At 64.1% G+C, this 26,678-nt stretch carries 23 protein-coding genes; 8 read left to right on the top strand and 15 right to left on the bottom strand.

Features of this window, described 5'->3' with window-relative positions; all coding sequences use genetic code 11:
* Window positions 1-207: 207 nt before the first annotated feature.
* From SU48_RS10280 to SU48_RS10295, 4 genes are all read right to left on the bottom strand, one after another.
* Complete coding sequence (locus SU48_RS10280) at window positions 208-1,158, bottom strand: electron transfer flavoprotein subunit alpha/FixB family protein (protein ID WP_064015179.1); 951 nt, start codon at window positions 1,156-1,158, stop codon at window positions 208-210.
* 12 nt (window positions 1,159-1,170) lie between these two features.
* On the bottom strand, window positions 1,171-1,932 hold the full coding sequence (locus tag SU48_RS10285; RefSeq protein ID WP_064015180.1) for an electron transfer flavoprotein subunit beta/FixA family protein: 762 nt from the start codon (window positions 1,930-1,932) through the stop codon (window positions 1,171-1,173).
* A 340-nt stretch (window positions 1,933-2,272) separates the two neighbouring features.
* Window positions 2,273-3,142, bottom strand: coding sequence for a phosphotransferase (locus SU48_RS10290; RefSeq protein WP_064015181.1), 870 nt, complete (start codon window positions 3,140-3,142; stop codon window positions 2,273-2,275).
* A 157-nt stretch (window positions 3,143-3,299) separates the two neighbouring features.
* Window positions 3,300-4,313, bottom strand: a complete 1,014-nt coding sequence (locus SU48_RS10295; RefSeq protein ID WP_064015182.1) for an HD-GYP domain-containing protein — start codon at window positions 4,311-4,313, stop codon at window positions 3,300-3,302.
* Between the two features lie 35 nt (window positions 4,314-4,348).
* Between SU48_RS10295 and SU48_RS10300 the strand changes: the two genes are divergently transcribed.
* Window positions 4,349-5,113 (top strand): YkgJ family cysteine cluster protein, encoded by a 765-nt coding sequence (locus SU48_RS10300; RefSeq protein ID WP_064015183.1) that lies wholly within the window; start codon window positions 4,349-4,351, stop codon window positions 5,111-5,113.
* A gap of 245 nt (window positions 5,114-5,358) precedes the next feature.
* Window positions 5,359-6,018, top strand: a complete 660-nt coding sequence (locus SU48_RS10305; protein WP_064015184.1) for a hypothetical protein — start codon at window positions 5,359-5,361, stop codon at window positions 6,016-6,018.
* A 33-nt stretch (window positions 6,019-6,051) separates the two neighbouring features.
* Here the strand turns inward: SU48_RS10305 and SU48_RS10310 are convergent, their stop codons facing one another.
* The gene (locus tag SU48_RS10310; RefSeq protein WP_231881598.1) at window positions 6,052-6,504 is read right to left on the bottom strand and encodes a carboxymuconolactone decarboxylase family protein; all 453 of its coding nucleotides are present in this window, start codon (window positions 6,502-6,504) and stop codon (window positions 6,052-6,054) included.
* Window positions 6,505-6,757: 253 nt separating this feature from the next.
* On the opposite strand from SU48_RS10310, the gene SU48_RS10315 reads away from it, so the two are divergent.
* The 3 genes from SU48_RS10315 to SU48_RS10325 all read left to right on the top strand — a co-directional run bounded on the left by SU48_RS10315 (window position 6,758) and on the right by SU48_RS10325 (window position 10,325).
* Complete coding sequence (locus SU48_RS10315) at window positions 6,758-7,477, top strand: c-type cytochrome (protein ID WP_064015185.1); 720 nt, start codon at window positions 6,758-6,760, stop codon at window positions 7,475-7,477.
* 91 nt (window positions 7,478-7,568) lie between these two features.
* Complete coding sequence (locus SU48_RS10320; protein WP_064015186.1) at window positions 7,569-8,447, top strand: group III truncated hemoglobin; 879 nt, start codon at window positions 7,569-7,571, stop codon at window positions 8,445-8,447.
* 243 nt (window positions 8,448-8,690) lie between these two features.
* Entirely contained in the window at window positions 8,691-10,325 is a 1,635-nt protein-coding gene (locus SU48_RS10325; RefSeq protein WP_064015990.1) for a S49 family peptidase, read from the top strand.
* A 76-nt stretch (window positions 10,326-10,401) separates the two neighbouring features.
* On the opposite strand, the gene SU48_RS10330 is transcribed toward SU48_RS10325, so the two are convergent.
* From SU48_RS10330 to SU48_RS10360, 7 genes are all read right to left on the bottom strand, one after another.
* Complete coding sequence (locus tag SU48_RS10330; RefSeq protein WP_064015187.1) at window positions 10,402-12,210, bottom strand: M3 family oligoendopeptidase; 1,809 nt, start codon at window positions 12,208-12,210, stop codon at window positions 10,402-10,404.
* Between the two features lie 180 nt (window positions 12,211-12,390).
* Window positions 12,391-12,999: a phosphate signaling complex PhoU family protein gene (locus tag SU48_RS10335; protein WP_064015991.1), complete on the bottom strand. Its 609-nt coding sequence runs from the start codon at window positions 12,997-12,999 to the stop codon at window positions 12,391-12,393.
* A 228-nt stretch (window positions 13,000-13,227) separates the two neighbouring features.
* A complete protein-coding gene (pstB, locus tag SU48_RS10340) occupies window positions 13,228-13,995 on the bottom strand; it encodes a phosphate ABC transporter ATP-binding protein PstB (protein ID WP_064015188.1) in 768 nt (255 codons plus the stop codon).
* A gap of 83 nt (window positions 13,996-14,078) precedes the next feature.
* Complete coding sequence (pstA, locus tag SU48_RS10345; RefSeq protein WP_157451146.1) at window positions 14,079-14,924, bottom strand: phosphate ABC transporter permease PstA; 846 nt, start codon at window positions 14,922-14,924, stop codon at window positions 14,079-14,081.
* Between the two features lie 20 nt (window positions 14,925-14,944).
* On the bottom strand, window positions 14,945-15,949 hold the full coding sequence (gene pstC, locus SU48_RS10350) for a phosphate ABC transporter permease subunit PstC (protein ID WP_064015190.1): 1,005 nt from the start codon (window positions 15,947-15,949) through the stop codon (window positions 14,945-14,947).
* Between the two features lie 328 nt (window positions 15,950-16,277).
* Window positions 16,278-17,312, bottom strand: a complete 1,035-nt coding sequence (gene pstS / locus SU48_RS10355) for a phosphate ABC transporter substrate-binding protein PstS (protein ID WP_064015191.1) — start codon at window positions 17,310-17,312, stop codon at window positions 16,278-16,280.
* A 77-nt stretch (window positions 17,313-17,389) separates the two neighbouring features.
* The gene (locus SU48_RS10360) at window positions 17,390-19,381 is read right to left on the bottom strand and encodes a serine/threonine-protein kinase (protein ID WP_064015192.1); all 1,992 of its coding nucleotides are present in this window, start codon (window positions 19,379-19,381) and stop codon (window positions 17,390-17,392) included.
* Window positions 19,382-19,743: 362 nt separating this feature from the next.
* Here SU48_RS10360 and SU48_RS10365 point away from each other — a divergent pair, with 362 nt between their 5' ends.
* The gene (locus SU48_RS10365; protein WP_064015193.1) at window positions 19,744-21,195 is read left to right on the top strand and encodes a phytoene desaturase family protein; all 1,452 of its coding nucleotides are present in this window, start codon (window positions 19,744-19,746) and stop codon (window positions 21,193-21,195) included.
* Here the strand turns inward: SU48_RS10365 and SU48_RS10370 are convergent.
* On the bottom strand, window positions 21,192-22,397 hold the full coding sequence (locus SU48_RS10370) for a hypothetical protein (RefSeq protein ID WP_064015194.1): 1,206 nt from the start codon (window positions 22,395-22,397) through the stop codon (window positions 21,192-21,194). The genes SU48_RS10365 and SU48_RS10370 overlap by 4 nt on opposite strands.
* A gap of 325 nt (window positions 22,398-22,722) precedes the next feature.
* Here SU48_RS10370 and SU48_RS10375 point away from each other — a divergent pair, with 325 nt between their 5' ends.
* Window positions 22,723-24,015, top strand: a complete 1,293-nt coding sequence (locus SU48_RS10375; protein ID WP_064015195.1) for a replication-associated recombination protein A — start codon at window positions 22,723-22,725, stop codon at window positions 24,013-24,015.
* A 14-nt stretch (window positions 24,016-24,029) separates the two neighbouring features.
* Here SU48_RS10375 and SU48_RS14385 read toward each other — a convergent pair whose 3' ends face one another.
* Entirely contained in the window at window positions 24,030-24,308 is a 279-nt protein-coding gene (locus SU48_RS14385; RefSeq protein WP_231881599.1) for a DUF1801 domain-containing protein, read from the bottom strand.
* Window positions 24,309-24,532: 224 nt separating this feature from the next.
* Here SU48_RS14385 and SU48_RS10385 point away from each other — a divergent pair, with 224 nt between their 5' ends.
* A complete protein-coding gene (locus SU48_RS10385) occupies window positions 24,533-25,546 on the top strand; it encodes a hypothetical protein (RefSeq protein WP_231881600.1) in 1,014 nt (337 codons plus the stop codon).
* Window positions 25,547-25,580: 34 nt separating this feature from the next.
* On the opposite strand, the gene SU48_RS14315 is transcribed toward SU48_RS10385, so the two are convergent.
* Window positions 25,581-26,580 (bottom strand): IS630 family transposase gene (locus SU48_RS14315; RefSeq protein WP_197474641.1). Its coding sequence is split into 2 segments (ribosomal slippage): window positions 25,581-26,111 and window positions 26,113-26,580, totalling 999 coding nucleotides; the frame shifts between segments, so codons are not numbered across the junction.
* Window positions 26,581-26,678 lie beyond the last annotated feature (98 nt).

Raw genomic sequence — 26,678 nt, forward strand, 5'->3', positions numbered from 1 at the left:
GGGGGCGGCCAGCGAAGGCCGGGGCGAATTGGAATGGCCTGCCCAGTCTACCCACAAAGTTGTCAGGGGGATGCAACCCCGCAATAGGAATCGTCTAAGGGTCTAAAAGTCTAGGGTCTAAGGAAAGGCAAGGGCAAAAGCCAGCCCGGAGCAACCAAAAACGCCGCCCATCCCCATCAGGACAGGCGGCGCTTCAGCTTTAGATATTTACTTCTTGGCAGCCTCAATCAGTGCGGGCACGATCTGGTTCACGTCGCCCACGATGCCGTAATCGGCCACCTTGAAAATCGGGGCTTCGGCGTCCTTGTTGATGGCCACGATGAACTTGCTTTTGCCCATGCCGCTGAGATGCTGCACCGCGCCGCTGACGCCCAACGCGATATAAGCCTTGGGCTGCACGGTTTTCCCGGTTTGGCCCACCTGTTCGGCGTAGGGCCGCCAGCCCGCGTCTACTACTGCACGGGTCGCGCCTACGCCTGCGCCGATGCGGTCTGCGAGGCCTTCTACGTAGGTGGCAAAATTGTCGGGGCTGCCCACGCCGCGCCCGCCCGTCACGATCACGTCGGCTTCGGTGAGGGCCACACGGCTGGTTTTTTCCACGCTGCGGCCCGTGATCTGGGTACGGGCGGCGGGCAATTCCAGTTCCACATCGTACTGCTCACCAGCGGCGGCAACAGGGGCGGCGGGCGCAAACGATCCGGGCTTTACGGTCACGATCACGGTGGGCGCACTGGCCTCAACCGTTTCGGTGACGCGGGCCAGGTAGGTGTAGCGTTGCGCCTGCACGGTATCGCCATTTACGCTGAGGCTGGTGGCGTCTTCCAGATATGGTGCGTCCAGTTTGACGGCCACACGGGGGGCATATTCGCGCCCACTGCGGCTTCCGCCGATGAGCACCAAACTGGCTTCCCCTTCCTGCGCGATCTGCGCGGCGGCGGCGGCCCACACTTCGGGGTTGTAGACGGCCAGTGCGGCGCTGTCTCCTACCAAGACCTGCTCGGCGTACTGGGCAGCTTCGGTGGCAACAGCAGCCACATTTTGCCCCAGCACCAGCAGCGTCACGGGGCCTTCTCCGCCCGCATTCTGGGCAGCAGCCACCATTTCCAGCGTGGCTTTGGTCAGCTTGCCGCCTGCATGTTCAGCAACGATCAGTTTCATGGTCAATCTCCCTTAAGCCAGAACCTTGGCTTCGTTCCGGAGCAAGTCCAGCAGTTGCTCGGCGGCGGCCTGCGGGTCTTTGCCGTCTATCACACGGTTCATACGGGCGCGGGTCTGAATTTCGGCGTTCACCACACGCACCGTATTGGCCGCGCCGTAGGTGTCCAGCGTGTCTTTCCGCAGTTCCTTGCGCTTGGCCTTCATGATGTTGGGCAGCGTGGGATAACGCGGCTCGTTCAGGCCTTGCTGCGTGGTGACTACGGCGGGCAACGGGGCGCTGAAACTCTCGTTCCCGTCGTCTACATCGTGCCGCCCACTGATGCTCTCGCCCTCAATCTTCAGCTCGTTCGTCCACGTCAGTTGGGGCCAGCCGAGGCGTTCGGCGGTGGCCGCCCCCAACGCCTGAGAATCCCAGTCGGCTTCCTGCCCGCCCACCAAGATCAGGGTTGCATTCTCGGCCTGCGCGATCTGGGCCACCACCCGGCTGAGGGCCACGGCGTCCAGTTTCTCGTCGGTTTCCACGTGAATGGCGCGGTCTACACCCATCGCCAGCGCCGTCCGCAGGGCGTCCTCGTTGCGCTTGGGGCCAATGGCGAGCGCCGTAATCGTCTCGATATTCGCGCCGCCTTCGCGCAGGCGCAGGGCTTCTTCCACGCCGTACTCGTCCATGCCGTCAATGACGAGCGTCGCGCCTTCGAGGTCTACCGCGCTGCCAGAGACTTTGACGCGGGCTTCGGCATCCGGAACTTGCCGGACAAGGGTCAGAATATTCATCGGTTCTCCTGTATGGATGCACTTGGATGGATGTTGTGGGAGGGGTGCTGCCGGGTGCAGCGGGGTTCGGACTCTGAAGAAGAGGCTACATCATGACAAATTAGACTGGGTTCAAGTTTAGCAGAGCCCGCAGTCTGAAGTGACTGACAAGGGCTGTATCAGGAACGGGGTGTCCCGACAGGGTGGATGGGGCGGCATTGGCGACAAAACCCCCCAGTCTGCTGCGCAGCCAGCCCCCCTCAAAGGGGAGCGTAAAAGCTGTTCTGTCCTCCCCTCTAAGGGGGGGCGTTGCGCCAGCAACGGGGGGGTTCACCTTCCATCGTAATTGCGAACCCCGCCCCTACAAACCCGGCAACCGCCCCAGCACATGCCGCGCTCTGGGTAATTTCTGATCCCGCTGGCCCTCGAATTCATACGGCTCGTTCATCAGAAACCAGTACAAGTCGTGCAGCGTGGTCATGGCAAGGTAGGCGCGGTAGCGGGTCAGGGTGGCGGGCGCGTGATCGGGCAAAAAGGTCAGGGCAGCGTCCAGACTTTCATCGGGCGGCAGCAAATCCAGCGTGCCTGTCTTCAGCAACGCCAGATCGCGCAGGGGATCGTCCCAGCCTGCCTTCGTCCAGTCGATGACCAAGACTTCCGGTTGGTCTGTTCCAGCTAAGCCAGACCCAATCAAAATGTTGTCGTGCCACATGTCCAGATGGCAAAAGGCAGCCGGTTGATCCAGCAGCCCAGCTTCCAGCGGAATTTCTACGGCGTCGAACAGGTCGTCCAGCGGATAAGCGGCCAGCGCACTGCGGAAGCGGCGCAGGCGTTCGCGCACGCGGCGCAGGTCTACCCGTCCGGCGCGTTCCCTATGCAGCGCCCCGATAATTTCGCGCAGGCGGGGCAGGGCGCGGGGCACGTCGGCAGCCGTGAGGGGCCGCCCCGCGAATCGCCGCATAATCAAGGCCTCCACGCCGTCGGCTTCCACGGCGTCTAATACCCACGCACCCATATCGGCGCGGCGCATGTTGTCCGCTTCTAGACGGTGTTCGCCCTGATGGTTGCGGTACACCTTCACCACCGTCGTGCCGTCCGGGGTACTGTACACGCGGCTCTGCATTCCGGCGTCCATCGGGGTCAGACGGCCAAAACGGGCTTCCAGCACCGGAAAGCGGTGGCTGGTGGCCTCGCTGCCTTCCTCGGCGTTGGGATTGGGACGCAGGGTCATGGGGTCAGGCCCAGCAAGTGGTGAGTGGTCAGTGGTGAGTGGGAAAGGCGTGCTGGGCGCAGAATCCAAGCTTCCGGAAAATGCAGAAAGCTTTGAAAGACTGGACTCAGGCCGGATTTCAGGTTGAACCTTAGAGCGTTGAAACTGATACCCGTCTTCACTGCGGCAGCTTCTCCAGCACCGTCAGCAGGCGGGCGTCCAGCCCTTTTCCGGCTTGACCGCGCAGGCGCTCTATGTCGCCCACACGCACATAAGCGTTGGCAACGGCCAAAATTCGGGCGTAGAGCGGAATGTCCTCGCCCGTCAGTTTGTCGGGGTCGCCTTGCCCGTCCCAGCGCTCGTGGTGGTGCCGAATGGCCTTCTGCGCCTCGGCCAAGTGCGGCACGCCATGAAGGAAATTGGCCCCCACCATCGCGTGGCCCTGTTCGCCGTGAATCTTGCCCAGATCGTGCAGGGTAGCGGCGTACCAGAGTTCTTCCAGTTCACGCTCGGCCAGCCCCACAGCGCGGCCCAATTTCAGGCTCACGTCGGCTACGGCCTGTGCGTGGCCCAACGCGTCGAATTCCCGGCTTTCCACGGCTTCTACCAGCGCCGTCGTAATTTGCCGCGCCGCGTGCCGCCAGTCGTCGCGGGAATCCAGAATGCCCAGCAGCGGCCCTACGGCGGTGGCCCAGCGCGACACCGTTTCCATCTGCGTGGGCGAAATCGGATCGGCCACCACGCGGTCTAGCACCAGCGCCCCTAGGTTGCGGCCCCGGTCACTCAGGGGAATCACCAGCGTCACGGGCACTTCTCGCATGCCTGCATCGTCCAAAATGGCGTGCAGTTCGGGCGGGTTCATCTCGTACAGTTCGCGCGATCCGTCGGCCAACAGGCGGGCACGCATACTGGCCCAAGGGCCGCTGAGGGCCGTACCGATCAGGGCTTTGGGATAGCCGAACACAGCCACCACCCGGTCTTGGCCGCGCCTCAGCACCGCGAAGCCGTGGGTTTGGCCGCCCAGCAGGAGCGCGGCGTGGGCCAAAGCACCTTCCAAAATGCCTTCGGTGCTGGGGCGGGCCAGCAACTCCGAGAGAACGCGGGTGGCGTCTGGAGCCTCGGCAGACGGCGTGGGGCCAGTCTTCCGGGGTTCCGGGGTGGGCGTCTGCGGCTGGCGTGGGCGTCGGAACACGGTAGCCGCAGTATACCCGCGCTAGGCTACTCTCGATGACGCGCCACTTTTCCACCCCCTCCTCTGCCTCCGTTTTGCCTCACGCTGCCGTCACAGACGCCGTGAAGCGCGGTTATGCCCGCTATACCCGGCAGTCGGGCGCGTGGCTGAAGGGCTACGAACAGCGGGGCGGGCGCGTGTTTTGCGGGGCGGGTTGCTTCGGCTGCTGCAATATGCCGATCCGGGTGTCGCTGGCCGAAGCCTTGATCACGGCGCAGGCCCTGACCGACACCGAGGCCGCCCGCATGGAAGCCCACGCCCGCGCTGTGCTTGCCAATGCCCGCAGCGCCCCCGACGACGACACCTACGTAGACCGCCACCGCCGCGAAGTGGGGTATTGCCCCCTGCTGAACCGCGAAAGTGGCAGTTGCTCACGCTACGACGTGCGCCCTACCCGTTGCCGCGACACCTTCAGCGCCCTGCCTGCCCGCTACTGCGCCGCCGAAACGTGGGACGACATGCCCCGCCGCGAGCGCGAGGAGTACCGCCGCGAAGTGGCCCGCACCCCCGGCACAGACGGCGAAGTGCATTACATCGCGCCGCTGGAGCACCTCAGTGAGCCCGTGTGGGCGGCGGCGGCCAAAGCCATGCGCCAACAATGGGGCCTAGAAGCGTGGGGAGACTTTTGGGTGCTGACCACACTCGCCCGCGACGCCGCGTTCATGGCCCAGATCGGGCGCGGAGACGCACGCGGCGCATGGAAAGTGGCCCAGTCTAGGGGTTTGGCACACAGCACAGTGTTGGAATTCGGGTGGGCCTGAGTCCAGCCGTCCCGTCCCGAGGGGATTTGTTGAGCAGACATAAAGGCGGCGTCAAGTGTGGGGATTTCATCCCGTCGGGTCTGGAGTTACTCCAGCTTTGCCGTGTGCTGCACGGCGCTCGCCCAGATTAGAGTCAGCGCACATTGTGGATTCTGTTTCTTTTCTGACGGTGACCTGTTTCGTTTCTAAAGCCGCCGTGACACCGTTCATGAGGGCGGCTCATCTTGGTGGGCGAGTCTACAGGTATGAAGAAGATCCTGATGACGGCAGTGGTAGCGGGCATGATGACGGGCGCAGCGGGCGCACAGAGCCTCAGCGGCGTAGAACTCGGCCTGACGGGCGGGTACGCGGGCGGCCTCAGCGGCAGCGTGTTCGTTCACAGCCCCAACCTGCTCGGCCCCGTGGGTGTCAAGGTCAGCGCCTCTTACACCAACCCCAGCGATTCCATCAATGATTCCAGTGACCTCGGTGTGGGAACGTTCGGTTCCTACAAAGCATCGGGCGCAGCCACCGAAAACGGCAGCCACGTGACTGTCGGTGTGGACGGCACCTACAGCTTGGGCGAACTGGCCCCCGGTGCCGACGCCACGCTGTACGCTGGCGGACGCTACGGCATGTTCAAGGCCACCGAAGACTACGGCGCATCGGGCAGCACCACCTACAACGCTTCGTCCTTCGGCATCGGCGCGGGTGTGATGGCCAGCTACGCTATCGCGGGTAACCTCAGCATCGTGGGCGACCTCGGCGTCGAGCAGTACTTCAAGAGCACCATCGGCGTGAGCAACAGCAACGGCGCAAGCGACTCGTTTGCCACTGACGACGCTGGTTACGCTGCCATCGACAACCGTTTCGTGCGCCCCGGTACGGTCTTCAAGGCCCGCATCGGCCTGAAGGTCACTTACTAAGTTTTAGCCCCAGCGCCCTGTTTTAACGCACGGTTATTCAGCGTCCCCTGCCTGTTGGGTGGGGGGCGTTTTTTTGGCCGCTTCCAGCAACAGGCGCAGTTGCTCGAAGGCCGCCACCACACGCGGAAACCCCAGATAGGGCACGCACATCAGCAGCGTTTCGCGCAGTTCTGTCTCGGTGGCCCCGGCCCGGAGTGCGCCGCGCAGATGGGTTCGCAGTTCCGGCGGGCTGCCCAACCCCACCAACAGCGTGCAGGCCAGCAGTTCCCGCGTTTTCAGGTCAAGGCCCGGACGCTCGTACACGGTGTCGTAGGCAAAATCCCGGATGTAGGCCATCAGATCAGGGTCGAGGGCGGCCAGTCGGTCTAAAATCCGGCCTTCCTGCTCGCCAAAAATGGTGGCCCGCGCCCTGCCTGCGATCTGTGTGGCTGTGCCCCGTGTACCTGTGGTCTGCGCCGGGAAATCTTGGTCTGGTGCGTCGTTCATGGGAAGGAGCCTAGAGCATTAAAAAGCATGGGAGATGCACGCTCCATGCATCTGCAGACTGCAACCCTTCACCGGGCTGTGTGCGTTTGCCGTGTCGTTTGGCCCAACTCTGGGGGGCCGTGCCATTCAGCAGCCACACCATTCTCACGCCCTCTGGCGGCCCCTTCACCGACCCGAAAGACTGCCCCGCCCAGAGGTCTGAAAGCTGCCCAGCACAGTCAAACGCCCCCTGACCGTATGGTAGGGTGGGCCTATGAAGAACACGTTCGCCGTCACCATGACGTTGCTGCTGGCCCTGACGCTGGGCGGCTCTTATGCCGCGTACCAGATTGCTGTCGCGCCCCACCACACCGAATCCAAGGCCGAGGGCGGCACGGGCGACCAAGAAGAACGCGCCGGGTCGGTGCCCAGCGAAGAAGCGCCGAGCGCCACGAGTACGGCTACCGGGGCGGCAGGCTCCGCCGAGGCGCAGGGCAATGCCAAAGCCCCCAATGCGGGCGGTGAGCAGGCGGGGCCAAACGGCGCAGTCATGGGCAGCCAGGGCGCAGCCATAGGAAATCAGGAAAACGGCGTGACCGAGAACAACAGCGCCACCGTAGCCACCACCGAGGGCGCGCAGGCCGGAGAAAACACCACCGCCAACGAGGGCAGCGAATCGGGCCGCCCACCCGCCGAAATGTCGTCTACGGGCGCAACCGTGACCACCGAGGCAGGCAATGTAGAGGAAGGACAAGCCAAATTTGTGAGCAGTTGCGGAGCCTGCCACGGTGCAGAGGGCGGCGGCGGCATCGGCGCGGCTCTGAACACCGCCGACGGCCCCAAGAGCTGGACGCTGGATCAGTTCAAGCTGACGCTGCGTGAGGGCAAAACCCCTGACCGTGAACTGGCCGCCACCATGCCCCGCTTCTCGCCCGAGCAGCTCAGCGACGCGGAAATCGCCAATATTCACGCTTATATCAAGACGCTGAACTGAAGACAGACCAGCCCCACCTGACCCGTCCTCCCCGGCGGGTTTTTTGTTGCTGGGGCAGGCGCTTATTGAGGCAGGCGCTTATGCTGTGCACGTGACTTCTCGCCTGCTGCTGACCACCTCTCCCCTGCCGGACATGTTGGCTGGCGGCTGGGACGGTTGGACGGTGCAGCTTGCCACCGCCGACGCCCTGCCACACGCGGCGGGCCTGTTGGTACCGCACGACGGACAACCCGTGCGCGACGTGCAGAACAGACCGGATCGCTGGGCCGTGTTGACACTGGTATCGGGCGCGGTGCGGCGCGGATTACCGGTATTGGCGTGGGGCACGGGAGCAGCACTGGCGGGCCGGGTGCTGGGGGCAGCGATTCAGGCCGGGGCAAACGCAGAAGGCGGGGAAAGCACGGCGGAAGAATGGGCGGTCTTGCCCCGCGACGCCCAAGCCGAACGCTGGCTGAGCGGTGCGCCGCTGCTGTGGCGAGCAGGAACCGTGACCGCTTGGGCCGGGGAAACCTTGCCCGATACGCTGAAACGGGAGTTTCTGAATCTGCTTGAAGTCCCCACTCCCCACACGCCTGCCACGCCACTGGAAAGTATTGGGGGCGAGGCAGTTTTGCGTCCCCTGCTGGCCGATTTTTACGCACAGGCACGGGCGGATGGGGTACTTGGGCCAGTCTTCGCCGCCCACGTGTCCGACTGGGAAGCGCACCTAGAGGCCGTGACCGCCTTTTGGGTCACGATGCTGGGGGGCGGGACTGAACTGGGGAGCCAACGCTGGCGCGGCAATTTGAACCACATTCACGCGCCGTTGGGAGTGCGCGGGGTGCATCTGGCCCGCTGGCTGGCCCTGTTCCGCACCGCCGCCGAAGCCCACCTGCCGCCCGACGCCGCTCAGGTACTGATCTCACGGGCCGAAGCGATGGGCCAGAGGCTGGGGCAAAAGCGGGCCAGCAGAACTGAAAGCCCTAGCTGACATGACGTTGGGGGTTGCACTTGACCTTCCTTATACGGGATTGCTTTGATTCCCGAACATCCGCAAAAGCACCGATAGGGTCGTCCATCGCCGCCATCCCGTCTTTTCTTCCACTCGCTTCGCTCGAAATTCGTCTTCGACTCATTTTAAGTTCGTATTAGACCCTCAGACCCTTGACCCTAAGACTCTCGTCCATCATCCCCAACGGGAACCCATCTCATGCTCGGCGCGTACTTTGCTGATATGGCCCCCCTGAATCTTCCGTTTCTGAATAAATCCGACTCTGGCCTGCCCAACGGCGTGACCCACCCGACTTGGGTGGTGCTGGATTTGCAGGGCGCGTACCCGGCGCGGCAGCCTGCCAGCCCCATCGCCGCCCTGCTCAACCGCGCCGAAACGCTGGAAGCACTGGAAGCCCGCGTGGAAAAACTGTGCGGCGCAGAGTGGCTGCACGGCGTGTTGGTGCGCTTTGGCGGCTTTGCGGCGGCCCCAGCCACAGCCCACGCGGTGCGCGGCATTCTGGGACGGCTGGCACAGGAGAAACGGGTGGTGGCCCACCTGCCCCAACTGACCATGACCGCCCTGATCGCGGCCAGCGGCGCGACCGAAATCGCCGCGCCCGAATCGGCAGACGTGATGCTGGGCGGCTTCGCGGTGGAATCCACCTTCCTCGGGGCCTTTCTGAAAAAGCACGGCATAGAGTTCGAGAACCTGCGAATCCGCGAGTACAAGGCCGCGCTAACCCGCTTTTCTCAGGATCATATGGACGAGGCCAACCGCGAACAGTTAGGCGCGTACATCAACGGGATGGAAGGCGCGTGGGCGCGGGATTTGGCGGAGGCGCGGGGCGTCAGTGAAGACACGGCACGGGGCTGGCTGTCGGGCGACTTGACCTCGGCTCAGGGGGCGCTGGACGCGGGCCTGATCACCCGAATCGCCTACGAAGATGAACTGGTCGGCCCCGGCACCCGCCCGATGGCTGCTGTGCTGGATTTGTTTATGCCCAAAAAACCCAGCAACGCCAAAGCGGGCCGAATCGCCATTATTCCGCTGATCGGCACGATTATTCCGGGCAAGAGCCGCAACAACCCCGTACCCCTGCCCTTGCTGGGCGGCCCGATGGCCGGGTCGGATACGGTTACGGCGGCCCTCAAGCGGGCCAAGCAAGACGACAAAACCAAAGCCATCGTGCTGTACGTGAACAGCGGCGGCGGTTCGGCCCTCGCCTCTGACCTGATCTGGCGCGAGGTGGCGACCAGTGAAAAGCCTGTGGTGGTGGTCATGGACGAGTACGCGGCCAGCGGTGGCTACTACGTGGCGACGCACGCCAAGCACATCGTGGCCTCGCCGTACACCCTGACCGGCAGCATCGGCGTGGTCAGCGGCAAGCCCGTGTTGAAGGAATTCAACGCCCGCAACAACCTGAACCCGGAGCGGGTGGGCAATGACCGCGCCCTGATGTATTCGGCCTCGCGCCCCTACAGCGACGACGAACGCGCCCTGATCGAACGCAGCATTGGCGAGGTGTATGACCGCTTCGTGTCGCGGGTGGCCGCAGGCCGCAAGCTGACCAAGGAGCGCGTGAACGAACTGGGCCGAGGCCGCATCTGGAGCGGAGTGGACGCCCTAGAACACGGCCTGATCGATGAGCTGGGCGACTTGCACACCGGCATAGAACGCGCCGCAGAATTGGCAGGCCTCCCTTACGACGCGCCCACGTGGAACGCCACACCCAAAAATCACGGCCCCCTGCCCGAATTTGTGCAGGAGGCCGCGAGTCTGGCCCACAGCGCCGTAACGCTAGAAGGCCTGAGCCTGTGGCCGTTTGGCAAGGAGCGGGTGCTGACGTGGTTTGATCAGGATGTGAAAGTGAGGTAGGGAGCGTAGAGGGTGGATCGTAGAACGTGGGAACAGCCAAACCACGATCTACGATCCACGTTTTATTTCGCCTGTTCTACTGCTCGCTGACAGCCCTTTCATACGCCGCGATCTGGCCCCGAATCACATCCAAGCTGCCTTCCCAGAACTCTGGCGCGTGCAGGTCGATGCCGAATCCGGCGGCGAGGGCGCGGGCGTCGGCCTGACCTGTGCTGGCGAGCAGTTCGTCGTAGCGGGCCTGAAACTCGGCTTCCTGCCCCCCCGCCCGCGCCTGCACGTACTGGGCGTAGAGTCCCAGCCCGAACAGCAGGCCAAAAGTGTACGGGTAGTTGTAAAACGACAGGGAGTAATAGTGCGGCTTGACGGCCCACATATACGGGTGCGGCGTGGCGAGGGCGTCGCCGTAGGTTTCGCGCTGCGCCCACACCATCAGGTCGCTGAACTCCTGCGGGGTCAGGTCGCGCTCGGCCCGCTTTTCGAAGACGGCCCGCTCGAACAGGAAACGGGAATGGATGTCTACGACGACTTGCGCGTGGCCCAACAGTTGGGTTTCCAGCACGTACAGCCGCTCGGCACCCGTCGCCTGCTCCAGCGCCGCATTCTGAATAATAGTTTCGCAGAAGATGCTGGCGGTTTCGGCCAAGGTCATGGGCGTTTCGCGTTGCAGGGGCGTGCGGCCCGCTTTCAGCATGTTGTGGTAGCCGTGCCCTAGCTCGTGCGCCAGCGTAGACACACTGTCGAGGCTGGGATCGTGGTTCATCAGGATGCGGCTGTCTGCGCCTTGCCAGCCCATGCAAAATGCCCCGCCGCGTTTGCCGTCGCGGGGGCCAGCGTCGATCCAGTCGCCCTCGAAGGCGCGGGCCGCGTAGTCTCCCAATTTGCCCGAAAAGGCCCGGAATTGGGTTTCGACGAAGGCCTTGCCCGCGCCATACGTCCACTCGGTTTCGCTGCGTCCGGCGGGGGCGAACAAGTCCCACCAGTCCAGTTTGGGTTTGCCCATGCCCCGCGCTTTGGCCGCAAAGTAGCGCCGGAGATCGGGAAACGAGCGCACCACGGCGGCTTGCATGGCGTCCAGCGTTTGGCGATCTATACCGTGAGTCAGCAGGCTGGGGGCCACCGCGTCGGCAAAGCCACGGCGGGCGGCCAGCGTGCCTTCCTCGCCCTTGACCCCGTTCAGGGCGGCGGCCAGCACCACTTCGGCATCCTGCCACACAGCAATTTCGGCGTGGTAGGCATCCTGGCGCACGCTGGCGTCGGGGTCGGTGGCGAGCGCTCGCAGGGCCGTCACGGGGAGTTTCTGGCCCCGGAAGTCACCTTTCAGGGTGCTGGTCACATTGCCGTGCAATTTGCTCCAGCCGCCTGCGCCACTGGGCCGCAACCGGGCGGCCAAGTCTTCCTCATCGGGCGACATTTGGTGCTGCGCGTACACCACAGCGCGTCGAATCAGGTGTTCGTGGGCGCGGGCCACTTCGGAGTCAGCCAGCAAAGCTTCCACATCCTGCCCACCCAGCCAAGCCGTGAGGCGCGAACGCATCGGCCCCAGCGGCAGTGTGAGCGTGGTCAGGTCGCCCTGTGCCCGCTGGGCCTCGGCGTCGCGGCTGTCGGTGGTCACGAACGCGGTGATGAAGGCCCGTACACTGGTCAGCCGCAGCGAAAGCTCATTCATGCCGTTCAGCACAGGCTCCAGCGTCTGCGGCGTAGCGGCGGGGCCACCCTTCCTGACACCGATTGAATCGAAGAGGGCTTCAAGCGCCTGCACTTGCCCACGCAACTCGGTCAGGTCGGTGGCAAAGCGGGGATCGGTCAGGCCGCTGTACAGGTCGTCGGTGCGCCAACGGGGCAACTGGGCCGCCAACTGGGCTGCGGGGGGTTGGGTTGAGGTCATGTGGGAGAGTGTAAAACAACCATCTCAGGTGGGATGAAGAATTGAGTGGGTGGGGCGGGCGGGAATGGCAATCGCTGCGCTCACTCACCCCCTCCCCAGCCCTCCCCCCTCAAGGGAGAGGGAGCAAAAACATAGCTCTCCTCCCCTGCAATTCACAGCCTATATCCCAAAGCCTCTCTGCTACCCAGCCCTATCAATATCCGGAAAATGCCCCAGCACCAGCGCTTCTAGCCGCTCTGCAACGTTCACCAGATGGTCGCCCAAGCGTTCCAGATTGCGGGCCATGCGTCCGGCGGTCAGAGCCACCTCGGTATCTTCGGGGCGCTCCAGCAGGCGCGTCAGGCTGGCCCGCTGCATCTGCTCGTACAAGGCGTCCACTTGCTCGAAATCCAGCCGCATCACCTCGCGGGCGGCGGGCACGTCGCGTTCGGCAAAGGCGAAGGCCAGCCGCTCTACCATCTCCGAGAGCAGGCGCACCAGCGGCAGGGCGTCTTGCAGGGTGGCGCTGCGGGTGCGGGGGGCCAAGGCCTCCAAGTCCCGCGCCACCGTGAAGGCGTAGTCGCCCACGCGCTCCAAGTTGGTCAGGCTGCGGAACACCAGCAAGTGAAAGGCGAGGTCATCGGGCGAGAGGCCCAGCGAAAAGGCGTGCAGGCAGGCGTCCTCTATTTCGCGCTCTAGGGCGTCGGTTTCGCGTTCCAGATTCTGCGCCCGCAACGTCAGGCCCGCGAATTCGGCCCGGTTGTTGGCGTCGCGCACGGCGTCCAGCTGTTCTAGCGTGATACTGAGCATTCTCAGAAAGCGGGCCGTGATGTGTACGCTGCTCTCCCTGCCTGCATCTGTATTGCCACCGTCGATCTTGGTTGTCACGCCGCCCCTGCCGTCATGGGGGCAGTATCGTGGCGGCTTGTGATGTGCGGGTCAGGTCATCCAGCCTATCAGGACACGGCAGCACAACAGCGAAAACCCCGCCGAGCATCTGCACTGGGCGGGGTCTGAAGCTGTTCTGAGGATGGACGATCAGCCGAAGCGCCCGGTCACGTAGGCTTCGGTGCGCTCGTCGCGGGGGCTGGTGAAAATCTGGTCGGTGACGCCGTGTTCCACGAGGTCGCCGTTCAGGAAAAAGCTGGTGGTACCGCTCACGCGGGCGGCCTGGTGCATGTTGTGGGTCACGATGATGATGGTCGTGACCTTCTTCAGATCGCTCATCAGGTCTTCGATTTTGGCGGTGCTGGCAGGGTCGAGGGCGCTGGTGGGTTCGTCCATCAATAGGATTTCGGGTTCCACGGCCAGCGCCCGCGCGATGCACAGACGTTGCTGCTGCCCACCCGACAACCCCGTCGCGGGCGTCTTCAGGCGGTCTTTGACTTCTTCCCAGAGGGCCGCGCCGCGCAAACTGCGTTCGGCCACTTCCATCAGGCGCTTGCTGTCGCGGATTCCGGCCAGCTTCAAGCCGCTGACCACGTTGTCGAACACGCTCATGGTGGGGAATGGGTTGGGTTTTTGAAAGACCATCCCCACCCGGCGGCGCATGTTCACGGGATCTACGTTGGGGCCGTACACATCTTCGCCGTCCAACATAATTTTGCCCGTCACACGTGCGCCGGGGGTCAAGTCGTGCATGCGGTTGATGGCCCGCAGGAAGGTGGTTTTGCCGCATCCGCTGGGGCCGATCAAGGCGTTCACGGAGCCGCGCTGGACTTCCAGATGCACGTTTCTGACGGCCTGCTTGGAGCCGTAAAAAATATTGACGTCGTGGGCGGTGAGGATGGGGGCAGCAGCGGTCATGGGGACTCCTTGGAGTGGGGGGTGGATCGTGGGTTGTGGGCGCAGGTCTAAGGGTCTAGGGTCTAAAGACAACCCGTTCCCCCTTACTTGCGCTGGCGGGTGGCGTAGCGGGCCAGCAGGCTGGTGGCGAAGATCAGCAGGATCAGCAGCAAAGCTCCGGCTTTGGCGAGGCGCTGGTTCTCGTCGTAGGCGCTGGTGGCTCCCCGGTAAATTTCGAGGGGAAGCGCACTCATGGGCTTGCTGGGGTCAAAGTTGACGTTGGGGTTGCCGAAGGCCGTGAACAGCAGCGGCGCAGCTTCTCCGGCCACGCGGGCCAGTGCGAGCATGACGCCCGTGATGATGCCCCCGCGTGCGGCAGGCAGCACGATTCGCATGATGACCAACCACTGCGGCAGCCCCAGCGCCAGCCCCGCTTCGCGCACGGTCAGGGGAACGAGTTTCAGTACTTCTTCGGTGGTACGGACGACGATGGGAATCATCAGGAAGCCGAGGGCCAGTGCACCTGCCAACCCACTGAAGCCGAAGACCAGCACGATCAGGCCGTAAGCCACGAGGCCCATCACGATGGCCGGGATGCCCGCCAGCACGTCACTGATCATGCGGATGGTGGGCATCAGGGGGTGGCGTGGGTACTCGGCAAGGAAGATGCCGCCTGCCACACCCACCAGCACGCCGATGACGCTGGCCATCGCCAACATCGTGATGCTGCCCATGATGGCGTTCAGCAAGCCGCCGCCCGTTTCGCCCTCGGGGGCCGGGGTTTTGGTAAAGAAATCAAGGTTCAGTGCGCCCACGCCTTCGCGCAGCAGGTACAGGAAAATCAGGATCAGGGGCGCGACGACGGCGATGGTGGCGAGCAAAATAATGCCGCCCATCAGGGTGTTCTGGATGCGCCGGGCCGGAGACAGTTTGGCGTTGGAACGGGCCATAGCAGACAGTGCAGTGCTCATCATTGAATGCCTTTGGGAGTGAGGCGGGCGATGATCAGGCGGGCAATGTAGTTGACAATGACGCTGAGGAAAAACAGGCTGAGGCCGAGGGTGACCACGCTGGAGCGGTGAATGGCCTCCTGCGCGTCTCCGAATTGGTTGGCGATGACCGAAGCCATCGTGCTGGCGTTGCCCCACAGGCTTTTCAGAAGTTCCTGACTGTCTCCGATGACCATCGCGACGGCCAACGTTTCACCCAACGCACGGCCTAGGGCCAGAATGACGCCGCCCAAGATTCCGGCGCGGGCATACGGCAAGATGGCGCGGCTGATGACTTCCCATTTTGTTGCGCCGAGGGCGTACATAGCCTCGCGCTGATCGGCAGGCACAAGGCGAATGACGTCGCGGGCCACCGACGCCGTGTAGGGCAAAATCATGACCGTCAGGATGATGATGGCCAGCGCCAAGCCGCGCCCGCCCGCGCCGCTGGGGACGAAGAAACACTGCAAGTTGGTCTGCTGGTTGGCCCACAGTTCGCTACAGCGGGTAATAGTGCCCAAGTTGTCGGGATTCAGGAAGTAGGCGGTTTGCCATTTGGCCAGAATGGGTGCGATGACGAACAAAGCCCACAGGCCGTACACCACGCTGGGCACGGCAGCCAGCAACTCGATGAGGTAGCCTACCGGATTCGCCAACCACTTGGGGGCGTACTCGGCCACGAACAGGGCGCTGGCAACGGCCAACGGCACGCTGATCAGCAGGGCGATCAGGCTGGTCACGAGCGTGCCGACGATCATGGTAGCCGCGCCATACGTGCCCGACACCGGGTTCCAAGTGCGCTCGGTAAAGAAGCTGAAGCCGAAGCGTTGCAGCGCGGGCAAGGATTCCCGGCCCAACTGGTACAGGCTTAGCACGAAAATCAGCACGATGACGCTGGCGAGGGCCAGAATCAGAATTTGAAACACGCGGTCTCCCTGACTGGAGAGAGCACCACGCGAAGGCGGACGGCGGGCAGGTTCAATCATGGCGGTGTGGCCCCTCCGGGCCGGAGTGCAGAAACGTCCGGTTCCCTCTATTCAGGTCAGCATTCAAGCTTGGTTCCAGACGAAGAGGCTCCATATGAGAACAGTTCACACGCCTAAAGTCAGGGACAAGTCAGGCCGTGAAGAATTGGGCATACAAGGCTAGGGAGGACGCTGGTGTGCAGGCACAGCAACGGGCGGCCCCATACGCGAGGCCGCCCCGTGGAAGTTCAAAATAGACTAAAACTCTGAACTGTACAGCGTTTCTATGGGTGGCGGAAAGACGTCAGGCACTCGGCCCTTCCCACTCCCGCCAATCCAATTCCTGCTTTTAGAGCTTCTTGCCGCCGTAGTTGATCGAGTTGACCAAAGCTTTGGCCTTGTTCAGCACGTTGGCGGGCAGCTTGGAGTAGTCCAGAGGCTCGTTGTACTGCTGGCCGGTGGTGATCATCCAGTTCAGCAGGTTCTTGAGGGCCTTGCCCTGCGCTTCGGTGCGGTTGCCGTACTTCTGATCCTGATAGAAGATGACGTAGGTGAAGCTGGCGATGGGGTAGGCCTCGGCGTTGGCGCTGTTGGTGATGCTGACGCGGGTATCGGTGGGAATCACGACGCCCAGTGCGGCGGCGGCGGCGGGGCCGTTGTCGGCCACCACGAACTTGCCTGCACGGTTTTGAACGCTGCCGTAAGCCAGTTTGTTCTGCTTGGCGTACACGAGTTCGACGTACCCGATGGCTCCGGGGGTGCTCTTCACGACTCCGGCTACGCCGTCATTGCCGCGTGCGCCCGTGCCCACAGGCCACTGGAGGCTGTTGCCCACGCCCACTTTGCTTTTCCACTCGCTGCTGACCTTGGCGAGATAATCGGCGAAGACGTAGGTGGTACCGGAGCCGTCGCTGCGGCGGGCCACCGTGATGGGCAAGGGGGGAATGGTGACGCCGGGGTTCAGGGCAGCAATTGCTTTGTCGCCCCAAGTCTTGATCTTGCCGAGGTAGATGTCGGCCAGCACTTTACCGGTGAATTTCAGGGGGGTGGTGACGCCGGGCAGGTTGTAGCTGGGCACCACTGCGCCGATGGCGGTGGGGATTTGCAGCAACTTGGCGGGGGCGTCTTTCATGGCTTCGTCGGTCATGGCGTTGTCGCTGGCCCCGAAGTCCACGGTGCGCTCGATGATCTGCTTCTGGCCCGCGCCGCTGCCGACGGACTGGTAGTTCACGCTGACGCCAGTCTTCTCCTTGTACTCGGCAAACATCTTGGAGTACAGGGGGAAGGGGAAGCTCGCGCCCGCGCCCGTGATGCTGCCCTGAGCGGAGGCGGTGCCGAACGACGCGGTTGCAACAAGGGCGAGGCCCAAGAAAGTCTTCTTCATGCCTGACAGCCTGAAGGTGAACTGTCAGCGGGGCGTCACTGGAATGTCAGGGGATGGTCAGGGCATGACCCCCTCGCCTACTCCCCCCGGTAAGCCCGCAACGTCCCGTTCATAAAAGCCACGTACAGCGTACCGTCGGCGGCCAGTGGCGTAGCCTGCACACCCGTCGTTTCGCGGTGGCTCCAGCGGACTTCTCCGGTTCGCACGTCCAGCGCCACGAGTTCGCCCAGTTCAGAGGCCAGAAAGACCAAGCCCGCGCTGATGACTGGGCTGGCGGTGACGCGGCCCTCTAAAGTGTGCGCCCATACGTCTTCGCCGTCCGCGAGGCGCAGCGCACGCACCGTACCGCCCCAGCCCGCCGCAATGACGATACCGCCTGTGACGAGGCCAGCGGTGGGCGTGGCCGCAATTTGAGTCAGATCGGCAGGCGCAGCCACCACCGATGAGCGGGCGATGGCGGGCGCGGCCCAGATTTCGTCTTCTAGGTCGTATGTCCAGAGAATGGGGTCAGGGCTTCCCAGTGCCGCCCGCCCGCCGCGAATGGTCAGGTGCAGGGCGTGAATCTCTCCGGGCCAAGTGGCGACAACCAGCGTGGCCTCGCCGGGGGCGGTGGGCAGCAGGGCGGGCGTGCCGTGAACCGTGCCCACTTCTACCTTCCAGAGGGGGCTTCCGGTGCGGGCGTCTAGGGCGTGCAGCCATCCGTTTTCATCGCACAGGAGAGCCGCACCGCCCCACACCAGCGGACTGGCCGCCACTGGCCCGCCCGCGCGGTAGGCCCACGCCAGTTCTCCGGTGCGGGCGTCGAGGGCGTGCAAATGCCCGTCGCGGCTGGCGGCCAGCACCCGGTCTGCCCACAGCGTCGGTGCGCCCGTAAATTCGGCGCGGGCCTGATGCTTCCAGACCTCTGCGCCGTCCGACAGTTGCACGCGGCGCAAGGTGCCGTCCCACGCGCCGTACAGCACATGCCGCCCAATAAACGTGGCAGGCGCGGTCACTTCGTCGCGGGCGGCGTAGGTGGCAAAAGGCCGCCCGGAAGCATGCGTCAGCACCAACTGGCCCCCGCGAGTGCCGACTGCCACGAGGTCGCCCTCGCCCACTACAGCGGCAGGCCAAGTGACCTCGCCGGGGAGGGCCACACTCCATGCTTCGCGCAGGTTGGCGACGCGGGCGGGGCCGTCGGGGTGTTCTCCGGTGCGGGCGCGGCCTCCCCGGTACTGGCCCCGCGCATGGGCCGTCCACACGTCGCGGCGAGCCAACGCCCACAGGTGCGCCAACGCCTCGCCACTTTCGGGGCGGTGTTCGGGGCGCTTGGACAGCAGAGCTATCAGAACCCGTGCAATGGCGTCTGGCACGGCAGGATTCAGTTCACGCGGGTCTTTGGGCGTTTCATAGACGTGCTGAAACATCACGCTCTGGTCGGAATCGCCAATAAAAGGCGGACTGCCGCACGCCACCCGGTACAGCACCGCGCCCAGCGCGTACAAATCGCTGCGGGGTTCCACGCCCACGCCTTTGGCCTGCTCGGGGGCCATGTAAGCGGGCGTGCCCAGCGTGACGCCGCTGCGGGTCAGGTGCCGGGTCTGTTCGGTCAGCGTGACCAGCCCGAAATCCATGATGCGCGGCAGTCCAGCCCCGTCCAGCAAGATGTTTCCGGGCGTGAGGTCACGGTGCACGATGCCCTGAGAATGCACGAAATGCAGGGCGCGGGAAGCGAAGGCCGCCGCCGTGAGAAAGCGGGCCAGCGGGCCGGGCGCGTCTTCCAGCGGCCCCAGCGCCGTAATCTGCCCACCCGTAAACAGCGGCATAGTAAAAAAGGGGCGGCCAGAATCTTCCTCGCCCAAATCCAGCACAGGCACCACGCCGGGATGCGTCAGGCGGGCCAAAGTGCGGACTTCACGCAGGAACCGCGCCCGGTCAGAGTCCGGCACATGCGCGTGCATCAGCTTCACGGCCACTTCCCGGTCTAGCAGGGCGTCGTGGGCGCGGAACACACGGGCGCTGCCGCCTTCGCCCAACAGGGCACGCAGGGTGTAGCGGGCGGCGATGGTTGCGCCAATCTCTAGCGGCATACTCGTGGGGCCATACGGGAAGGAGTGTAGCGCCCGGTGGGGTGAGGCGGGGTGCTGGAGCGGGGGCATGGATGCAGTCTGAGGGGGAGGGGGCTTGGTCTAAGGGTCTAAAGGTCTAGGGTCTAAGGTGGTGGGGCGGGGGCGGCTACTGGGTGGCCCCCCCACCCCGCTGCCTTGCAGCGCCCCTCCCCCGCAAGGGTGGAGGGACAACGGCAAGAGCAAGAATCGTGGGCTTTTGACTCCCTCCACCTTGAGGGGGGAGGGCTGGGGAGGGGGTGAGTGAGCAAAGCGATTGCCCCTCCTTAAACCCAGCCCGCACCACCTCAGCCTCCATCCACTCCCCCACCCTCTACACTCTCCCCATGTCCCCCACCCCTAACGCCGCCCCCAAATCTGCCGAATGGGACGCCATCGTGATCGGGTCTGGGCCGAATGGACTGGCTGGGGCAGTCACGCTGGCGCGGGCAGGCTTGCGGGTGCTGGTGCTGGAGCGCAATGCCCAACCCGGCGGTGGCCTCAGCAGCGCGGCGCTGACCCTGCCGGGGTTTACGCACGATGTCGGCAGCGCTATTCATCCGCTGGGACTGGCCTCGCCCGCGTTTCGGGACTGGCCGCTGCACGCCTTCGGGCTGGACTGGGTGACGCCGCCTGCACCATTTGGACATGTGATGGAAGACGGACGCGGCGTGGTGATCGAGCAGAGTTTGGACGCCACCGCCGAGAGCTTGGGCGCGGGGGGGCGGGGCTGGCGCACGCTGTTTGGGCCGATGCTGGCGGGTTGGGAAGGCATGCTGGATGACGTGCTGCGACCCTTGCCCCGGCTCCCCAAGCACCCGCTGACGCTGGCCCGCTTTGGGCTGCGAGGCGTGCCGCCTGCCGTGTTGGGCGCACGACTTCTCAAGACTCCTGAAGCGCGTGCGGCATGGGCTGGGCTGGCCGCACACGGCACGTTGCCGCTGTCGGTTCCCGGCACTGGAGCGGCGGCGCTGATGCTGGGCACGCTGGCCCACGCGGTGAATTGGCCGTTTCCACGCGGCGGCGCACAGAGTCTGACGAATGCGCTGGTGGCCTACCTGCGGTTTCTGGGCGGCGACGTGCAAACGGGCGTGAACGTGGAGAGCCTGAAAGACCTTCCCCCCGCCCGCGTGGTGCTGGTGGATTCCAGCCCGCGTGTGCTGCTGGACTTGCTGGGCGACGCCGCCACGCCCGCCTACCGCCGCTGGTTGGGGCGCTACCGCTACGGCAGCGGCATTCTGAAACTGGATTATGCCTTGTCGGGGCCGGTGCCTTGGCTTGACCCAGCGTTGCGGCGGGCAGGCACGCTGCATCTGGGCGGCACGTTGGAAGCCATTGCACAGGCCGAAGCCACCGTGTCACGCGGTGGTTTGCCGGAACGCCCTTACGTGCTCGCCGCGCAGCACACTTTGTTTGACCCGTCTCGCGCTCCGGCAGGCCAGCACACCTTCTGGGCATACGCTCATGTGCCGCCGAATACGCCCGACTCCTACGCCGACACGATAGAGGCGCAAATCGAACGTGCCGCCCCCGGTTTCCGTGATCTGATCTTGGGGCGTACCCTGACCAACGCCCGCCAGCTTCAGGCACTGAGTCCGGTGTTCGAGGGCGGCGACGTGAATGGTGGCAAAGGCGATTTATGGGGCTTACTGGCCCGGCCCCTGCCCACGCCCACGCCGTACCGCACACCCGATCCGCGCGTGTATTTGTGCAGCAGCGCCACGCCCCCCGGCGGCGGCATTCACGGCATGGGGGGGTATTGGGCGGCGAGGGCAGCCTTGAACGACCACCAGTTCTAAGCTGTTTCTGCCCGCAGTTGCCCCGGCGTCAGCGGTTCGCTCAGCAGGCGGGCAAATCCTGCCGCGCCGTGCCGCTCCATCCAGCCTTCTACCAGTGCGCCGCCCACGCTGTAGGTGAAGATGTAAGCCCGAAAGCTAGGCTGCGAGATGAAACGCAGGCTTTGGCGTGCGCGTTCAATCGGGGCCACGCTGTACTGCATCAGGAAATCCAGCACCTCGGCTTCGGGCACACCGTCGGCGTGCAGCATCAGGGCCGCCGTGCCGGGAACGCCCTTCAAGTGCTCGCGGGCCAGCTCGGCGTGCTGGAAGGCGCGAACGTCGTCGGGATCTAGGCCCGCCAATGCAGCCAGTTCGCCCGCCAGCCACACATCCTGCTCTTCACGCGACATCAGCGCGGCGCGGGCATTCACGGCAATGCCTTCGCTGACCACGCATTCGGGTGCATTGATCAACTGAATCCCGTGTTCCTGCCAGCCGCGCCCACGCACCAGTTTGGCCTCTTTGGTGGCGTGTTCGGTGTGGTGGCCGGGGTAGCCCTCATGCGCCAGCAAATCGGGCAAGGTGGGCAGCAGCACGGGCAAATCGGTGTTGATGTCGATGCGGCTCTGAAGATTCCCCAGCGGCCAGTTGTATCCGCCCCAAGGCTTATCGCTGACCAACTCCACCGAAAAGTTTTCGCCGTCCGGCAGACCAAAACGCTGCCAGGTACGCTCACGCAAAGTCTCCAGAATAGGCGCGGCCACCCGCACAATCTCGGACTTGGGCAGAGCCACCCGCGCCCGTAGCGCCTCTTCACGCTGAAGCAGGCTGCCGCTGCCGGGAAGAGCCGCACTCAACGCCGCTAAAGCTTCGTCTAGCACGCTGAATTCTGACCGCACGGGGTCAATGTCGAACAGGCCGCGCACTTCCTCGGCGTAGGGCAACTGCTGGCCCGTCAGCATTCCGGTCAAGGTGTGCATGGCCCGCGCCTGCACAGTGAGGAAGGTGCGCCGGGCCGTGTCTTCTACCCCATTCACCGCGTCCAGCAGCGCCTCGGCTTGGGCGTGCAGGGTGGCAGGCTCGCGCCAAGTCCGGTCAGCCCACTCCGGCGGGCCACCGTAGCCGTCCACAAAGCCTTCTAGGTGGGCATCTATGCCGTGAGCCAGTCGGATATATGGTTCGGCAATATCGGGCGAAGAATGGCCGTTTGGTGCAGTGGTCATGCCCGAAAGAATGGCATGTCGGTGGGGGTGGGGCGTGGTCTAAGGGTCTAAAAGTCTAAGGGTCTAAGGGTCTAAGGTGTTGGGGCGGTTTCGCTGCTGAATTGCCCCCTCACCCCTCTCTGCTGCGCAGCTCTGCGAGTCCCGCAAGGGGCGAAGGCGAAGGGCAAGAACTGAATCTGGGGCTGTTTGCTCCCTCTCCCTTGAGGGGGGAGGGCCGGGGAGGGGGTGAGTGAGCAACGCGATTGCCCTTGACCTACCTTAGACCACCCCACCTTCCCACCTTTCACCACGTTGCCCCGGCTCCCGCCCCGCTACACTCCGGCGCGTGACTCTGTTCGACCCGCCCGCGCCCCTTGCCGAACGCCTGCGCCCCCGCACGGTGGCCGAGGTGGTGGGGCAATCTCACCTGATCGGCCCCGGCAAACCCTTGACGCGGGTGCTGGCGTCGGGGCGCTTGGGCAGCCTGATCCTGTGGGGGCCGCCGGGAGTGGGCAAAACCACGCTGGCACGGCTGCTGGCGGGCGAAGTCGGGGCGCATTTTATTCCGCTGTCGGCGGTGTCGGCGGGCGTGAAGGACGTGCGCGAGGCCACTGCCGAGGCCGAACGCTTGCGGGGCCGAGGCCAGCGCACGATTCTGTTTCTGGATGAAATTCACCGCTTCAACAAAGCGCAGCAGGACGCCCTGCTGCCGCACGTGGAGTCCGGCCTGCTGACCCTGATCGGCGCGACCACCGAAAACCCCAGTTTTGAGGTGAATCCGGCCCTGCGTTCCCGCGCCCGCACCCTTGTGTTGCAGGCGCTGACGCAGGAAGAAGTGCGCCACCTGCTAGACCGCGCCCTGTCTGACCCACGCGGGTTGCCGGGGGTATCGGCCCAGCCAGAAGCCCTAGAACTGCTGGCCCGCTTGGCCGAAGGCGACGCCCGCCGCGCCCTGAGTACGCTGGAAGTGGCCGCCAGCCTCGCTGATCCGGTGACGCCCGAAGCGATTACGGAGGCGTTCGGCAAGCATCTTCCGGCGATGGACAAGAACGGCGAGGACTTTTATAACCTGATTTCGGCGCTGCACAAAAGCGTGCGCGGGAGCCATGTAGACGGGGCGCTGTACTGGCTGGCCCGCATGATTGAGGGCGGCGCAGACACCATGTACGTGGCCCGCCGCGTGGTCAGAATGGCCGCAGAGGACATCGGACTGGCCGACCCGCAAGCCCTGCGCCTGTGCATCGCCGCCCGCGATACGGTGGAATTTTTGGGCAGCCCCGAAGGCGATTTGGCGCTGGCTCAGGCGGTGGTGTATCTGGCGCTGGCCCCCAAAAGCAACAGTGTGTACGTGGCTTGGAAAAACGCGCTGGACGCCGTGCGGGAAGGCGAAACGTTGCCGGTGCCGCTGCATCTGCGGAATGCTCCTACTGGCCTGATGCGGCAGCAGGGCTACGGCAAAGGCTACGCCTACTATTTTGACGATCCGGAAGGCAGTTTTGAGCAAGATTACCTGCCAGACGGCGTGCAGTTGGGCCTGTACGCCCCCACCGGCGAGGGCTGGGAAGCGCGGGTGGCGGGACGCTGGCGCAAATTGCAGGAGGCTCATGGGGAAGGGGCAGAGCAATCAGAACAGGACTAGATGACTCTTGCCGCTCACAAAAAAGTGATCCACTGGCGCAACACCGCCGTCAATTCCGCCTGATGCGCGGCGATGTCTTCCTGAGTGCGGAAGCCCACGGCGGCCCGGTCTGGCCCCAACCAAGTCAGCAGGTTGCCGGGGTCGGTCAGGCTGGCCCGGATGTCCGAATCTGCCCGCTTTTTGGCTCCCAAATGCAGAATCAAGCGGGCGCTGTCCTGAGTGCGAAGGTGAAACGTAGCGAAATCTCCCGATGTCCGGAAGTTGGGCGCGTTCCATTTCACAGTTTCGGTCACTGCCGGATCAACGTTCAGAAGAAGCTGTCTGAGAGCCAGAATTTCAGGCTTGCAAGGGTGGGTTAAAGAAGCCAGAAAACTCTCGACGGAGAGCGGTTTGTTGCCTCTATCAGAGCTTGTCGTTCCTGAGTTGGTCTGCTCTGAGCTTGAAGGAACACGCGGCATAGTCACTCCTTTGTTGAGGGCCAGAATAGGGTCAGGCGTTCGATATTCTCCGCTTTCACATGGCGGTTACGGTGTCCAGCCTCCTTGCCGCCTATTCTGTGGGCCGGGGGGCAGGCGTGACACAAGCAAGGCAAGACAAAGAAGGTTCCGCCGACCGCTGGACAGGCGAGCGGCTGACCCCAGAACGCATCAGCGAGCGCCTCGTTTCTGACCGCAAAGTGCGGGCGGTGGCGCAGGCGGGCAGCTACGGCACCGAAAACGCTTGGGCGGGCAGCCAGCCGACGTTCGTGACCTTCGAGCGTGGCCTGCTGTCGGCGCAAACCGAAACGCGGGCCGGAATTACTGTGAACCGCTGGCCCTACGAGAAGCTAGAAGAATGGCGCGACTGGGACGCGGCGAGGCAAGAAGCGCCGCTGGCCCTGCTGGCGACGAGCCGCGTAGCCTACGATCCCACCGGGTTTTATGGCCGGATTCAGCGCACCTTATGGAACCTGAACGCCTCGCAGTTGGCCGCGTGGCGCTCGGAGTTGCTGCACCGGGGCACAGAACGCCTGAACGCCGCGCACACGGCCTACACCGGCCCCGGCCACAGCGTGCAGGAGCAGTTGTTGGCCCTTGCCGACGCCCGCGACGTGGCCCTCAATCTGCTGTATCCGGCCCTGCTGACCCACTCTCACACGTGGCCGGAATTTGAAATCCGGCTGCCCCACGCTTGGCGGGCGGCGGCGGGGCTGCGCTTTCCCAAGGCGGTGTACGGCCTAGACAGCTTGTACGGCTTTGGCGGCGAACCCGAGGCGCGGCGGGTGCTGCTGGCGACTCGCGGCTTGGGGTTACTGGAGCAGGAAAAGCGTGCCCGTGCCGCCTTCAACTCCGGCTATTACGACGGAGCCGTGCGTCTGCTGCGCGACGAAACCGCACGCACCCACCGCACTGACTTAGAGCGCTGGGGGTTTATCAGCAGCGTGAGGCGCGACAAATTGGCGACTCTGATCGGCGTAGAACGCTCGCCACTCGGCCCCGCCGCCCTACAGATTGCCGGAGACCTGCTGGAACATGCGCGGGAAGGGCGGTGAAGTTCCTCTTGTGGGCCTTATTATTGATACCGGTTTAAATCGGAGTTGCTGCCATGAGCCGCTGTGGTAGACAAATGTACCGCACCCGTTGCCATCCTGAGCGGAGTCGCTCTCTGAGCTCTTTCACCGTCTTGGGGCAGAAATTACCGAGGATGTTGCGCTTGACATAAGCCCAGACCTTCTCAATAGGGTTCAATTCGGGCGAGTACGGGGGCAAATAGACCAGGGCCAGGCGTTCTACGGTCTTTACGAAAGCCGACACGGCTTTCGCTCGGTGGATGGCGGCGTTGTCCAGCACCAAGATGACCTCACCTGGGACATGCTTCAAAAGGTGTTCCAAAAACGTCACCACATTGTCCGTCTTGATCGCTCCTGCCTGAGTGTGCTGCAGGAATTGGCCTGTCGACGTGATTGCCAAGGTGGTCGACAGTTTCTGCCAACTGGCCGGAAGACGCACGATCGGCGTCTTCCCTTTGGGGGCCCATGTTCGGCGCACCACACCTTTCAAACTGAAGCCCACTTCATCCAGGTACACCAGGGTCGCGCCGAGCGCAACCTTTTTTTTCGACCGCTGGGCGCGTGGTCTGCACCCAGGTTCGCACGGCGGTCTCGTTCTGTTCCAGCGCGCCTTTGCTCGGCCGTTGAGGTGAGAATCCCAACCCGTGCAGCAGTTTGCGAACATGATCCGGGTGGTACCAAACGCCTAAGCGACGACCGATGACCTCCCGCACGCGAGGGGTCGTCCACGTCTCATCGGGAAACCCAAACGCGCCAGCACCCTCCTCCAGGAGGGTGCCAATCTGCTGTCGCTGTTCAGGGGTCAAGCGGCCTGGACGACCAGGCGTGACAGTCGCTTCTAGACTGCCCTGCTTTTTGAGACGCTCTTTCCAGGTGTAGACGGTGTGGATGGAAACGCCAAACTGATCGGCCAACTGCTGATTGCTCTGCCCACCCGCCTGGAGGAAGGGCAGCGCGGCCAGTCGTCGCTCTTCGAGCTGAGCGCGGGTGTACTTCGAGGGGTGCCAAGACGCCATACTTCACCCAAGGTAGCAACTCCGATTTGGGCCGCTATCAATAGGTGGGGTCGCCCTCGCTGCTCCAGTCTTCTCGACAGTCCCCAAGCCTTATCAGC

The sequence above is a fragment of the Deinococcus puniceus genome (assembly GCF_001644565.1).
Taxonomy (GTDB): domain Bacteria; phylum Deinococcota; class Deinococci; order Deinococcales; family Deinococcaceae; genus Deinococcus; species Deinococcus puniceus.